The sequence below is a fragment of the Nocardioides jejuensis genome, from assembly GCF_004337475.1.
In the GTDB taxonomy this organism is placed as follows: domain Bacteria; phylum Actinomycetota; class Actinomycetes; order Propionibacteriales; family Nocardioidaceae; genus Nocardioides; species Nocardioides jejuensis.
Window position 1 is genome coordinate 1 of record NZ_SJZJ01000051.1, and the last position, 2,734, is coordinate 2,734.

The 2,734-nt window shown below is 71.9% G+C and carries 2 protein-coding genes; both read left to right on the forward strand.

Annotation, left to right across the window (positions count from 1 at the left end; translation table 11 throughout):
* Positions 1-56 precede the first annotated feature (56 nt).
* Positions 57-1,139 carry a branched-chain amino acid aminotransferase gene (locus EPD65_RS16020; RefSeq protein WP_131585954.1) on the forward strand — a complete coding sequence of 361 codons (1,083 nt, stop codon included), beginning with the start codon at positions 57-59 and terminating at the stop codon, positions 1,137-1,139.
* A 1-nt stretch (position 1,140) separates the two neighbouring features.
* The gene (locus EPD65_RS16025; protein WP_131585956.1) at positions 1,141-2,637 is read left to right on the forward strand and encodes a serine/threonine-protein kinase; all 1,497 of its coding nucleotides are present in this window, start codon (positions 1,141-1,143) and stop codon (positions 2,635-2,637) included.
* Positions 2,638-2,734 lie beyond the last annotated feature (97 nt).

Sequence of the window (2,734 nt, forward strand, 5' to 3'; positions counted from 1 at the left end):
CGACGTGCCCGGCGCCCTTCCCATTTCCCCAACGAAGGTTGGATACCGTGAGCCCCATGCAGATCAGCAGCACCCCGGCGCCGCAGCCGGTCGACGACGCCCGCCTCGCCGAGATCCTGGCCGACCCGGGCTTCGGCACGCACTTCACCGACCACATGTTCACGGTCGAGTGGACCCCTGAGAAGGGCTGGCACGACGCGCGCATCACGCCGTACGGCCCGATCACGCTGGACCCTGCGACCGCGGTCCTGCACTACGCGCAGGAGACCTTCGAGGGCATGAAGGCCTACCGCCACGAGGACGGCTCGGTCTGGACGTTCCGTCCCGAGGCCAACGCTGCGCGGATGGCGAAGTCGAGCCGGCGCCTGGCGCTGCCCGAGCTGCCGATCGAGGACTTCGTCCAGGCCGTCGACGCGCTGGTCCAGGCTGACGAGCGCTGGGTGCCGGGCTCGGAGGGGGAGAAGAGCCTCTATATCCGCCCCTTCATGTTCGCCTCCGAGAAGTTCCTCGGCGTGCGGCCCTCGCAGCACGTGACCTTCATGGTCATCGCCTCGCCCGCGGGCTCGTACTTCAAGGGCGGGCTGAAGCCGGTCACGCTGTGGCTCACGACCGAGTACACGCGTGCCGGCAAGGGCGGCATGGGTGATGCCAAGACCGGCGGCAACTACGCCTCGTCGCTCGTCGCGCAGCAGGAGGCGTACGCCCAGGGCTGCGACCAGGTCGTCTTCCTCGACGCCCAGGAGGGCACGTACGTCGAGGAGCTCGGCGGCATGAACCTCTACTTCGTCTTCAAGGACGGTCGCGTCGTCACCCCGGCGACCAGCGGCACGATCCTCGAGGGCATCACGCGCGCCTCGATCATCGAGCTGGCCAAGGGCCTCGGCCACACCGTCGAGGAGCGCAAGTTCTCCATCGACGAGTGGCGCGATGGTGTGGCGAGCGGTGACATCGTCGAGATCTTCGCGTGCGGCACCGCCGCCGTCGTGACTCCCGTCGGCACGCTCAAGGAGGCCGGCCGCGAGACGGCCGCGCCGACCGCCGAGACCGGTGAGCTCACGGCTCGAATCCGCGAGGCGCTGGTCGACATCCAGTTCGGTCGCGCGGAGGACACGCACCACTGGATGCACAAGGTCCTCTGACGTGGAGGCAGTCCGGGTCGGCGACTGGACCCTGCAGCGCCGGCTCGGCGAGGGCGGCATGGGTGTCGTCCACCTCGCGGAGGACGAGCGGGGCCGGCTGGCCGCGCTGAAGGTGCTGCGCCCGCACGTGGTCGGTGACGAGGAGGCGCGCGAGCGTCTCGAGCGCGAGGTCGCGACCCTGTCGCGGGTCACGTCCCCGCTCGTCGCCGAGATCATCGACGCGGACCCGTGGGGCCCGGTGCCCTACGTCGCCACGCGGTACGTCGACGGCCCGTCGCTGCACGACGAGATCACCGAGGCCGGCCCGTTCCTCGGACCGGACCTCCGGCGCTTCGCGATCTCGCTGGCGAAGGCGCTGCAGGCCGTGCATGCGGCTGGCGTCATGCACCGCGACGTGAAGCCGTCCAACGTCGTCCTCGACGGCATGACCCCGGTCCTCATCGACTTCGGACTGGCCCGACTCGGCGACGACACGAAGATCACCCGCACCGGCTTCCTGCTCGGGACCCCCGGCTACATGGCGCCCGAGGTGATCGCCGGCGACGAGCCCGGACCGCCGGCAGACGTGCACTCGTGGGCGGCCACGGTCGCCTTCGCGGGCACCGGCCGGGCGCCGTACGGCTCGGGGCATGCGATGGCGGTCATGGACCGCGTGCGCCGAGGCGACCACGACCTCGAAGGCCTCGACCCGTCGCTGCGCATCGCTGTCGAGGCCGCGCTCGATCCCGACCCGCTCCGTCGCCCGACGCTCGGGGCGCTCGTGCGCGTGCTCGACGCGCGCAACGCGACGCTCCTGCCGTCCGGCGTCCCGCCGCGCAGCGCGGCTGCTCCGGCAACGCGGGTGATGCCCGTCGACGAGCCGCTGGTCATCGACGACGAGCCGCCGCTGTGGTCCGAGGCGCCTGTGAAGCGCCGGGTTCCGGTGGGGGAGCGGCTCCGCCGCTGGACGCTGGGCCTCGGCCTCCTGCTGGTCGTCGCGGCCGGCATCGCGGCTGCCCCGATTCCGGTGCTGGCCGCGCTCGCCGTGGTCGTCGCCGTGCTCCGGTGGGGTGCGCTCGCTGCCGACGGTCACCGGTCGCGTCGTGACGCCCGCGGCCGCCGCTGGTACGACGTACCGCTGGTGCTCCTGAAGTCGCCCGTGGACCTCCTCGTCTCGCTCCCGGTGACGGCCCTGCTCCTGCTGACCGCTGCCGTGATCGGTGGCATCGGCGCCCTCGCCGCCGGAGTCGCCGGCGCGCCGGACCTGCAGTGGCCGGCCTGGGCTGGTCTGGGCGTCGGGTTCGGCCTGTTGCTGGGGCCGGGCTCCGCGCGTCTGCGCCGGCCGGTCCGGGGTCTTCTCGCTCCGCTCGCACGCACGGGCGGCGGCTGGCTGCTCACCGCGGCCGCGTTCCTGGCGCTCGGTGGCGCGCTGGCGTGGTCGATCATGACCAACGGCGTCGCGTGGACGCCGCTCAGCGAAGCACCGTGGGACCTCGACTGGCGCAGCTGGCTGCCCTGAGGTCGCTGGTGGCCCGCCGCGCCAAACTGTCAGACTGACAGTTTCGCGCTGGCTGACACTTCCGAAATGTCAGAAGCGGCCAAACTGTCAGATTGAC

Coding starts and splice junctions, on each gene's coding strand:
- EPD65_RS16020 (WP_131585954.1), top strand. CDS start 57: ATGCAGATCAGCAGCACCCCGGCGCCGCAGCCGGTCGACGACGCCCGC.